Source organism: Streptomyces beijiangensis (assembly GCF_017315755.1).
In the GTDB taxonomy this organism is placed as follows: Bacteria; Actinomycetota; Actinomycetes; order Streptomycetales; family Streptomycetaceae; genus Streptomyces; species Streptomyces beijiangensis.
On record NZ_JAFLRJ010000941.1, the window covers coordinates 1 to 337 of the forward strand.

The following is a 337-nucleotide window of genomic DNA, read 5'->3' on the forward strand; positions in this document are numbered from 1 at the left end:
CAGCGGCGCGCGCGGTGAGCGCTGGGCCCGATTCGGCGAAAAGCTGCGCAGACGGGCCGACTTGGAGCACTGGGCCGCCTTCCCCACCTCCTTCGAACGGCTGGCCCGCCTGATCGCGAGGATCGGCACGGGCCCCGACGCCCCCGCCACGATCTGCGTCCTGTCGGGCGACGTCCACCACGCCTACGTCGCGGAACCGCACTGGGCCGACGGAACCGTCCCCGACGCCCGCGTCCTCCAGCTCACCTGCTCCCCCGTGCACAACGGCGTCCCCGCCTTCATGCGCCTCGGCTTCCGCTTCGGCTGGAGCCGGATCGGCCGCCGTATCGGCCACGGA

At 73.3% G+C, this 337-nt stretch carries 1 pseudogene; it reads left to right on the forward strand.

The window, feature by feature from the left end:
• Window positions 1-337, forward strand: a pseudogene (locus tag J0695_RS39975) (alkaline phosphatase D family protein); the annotation flags it as partial.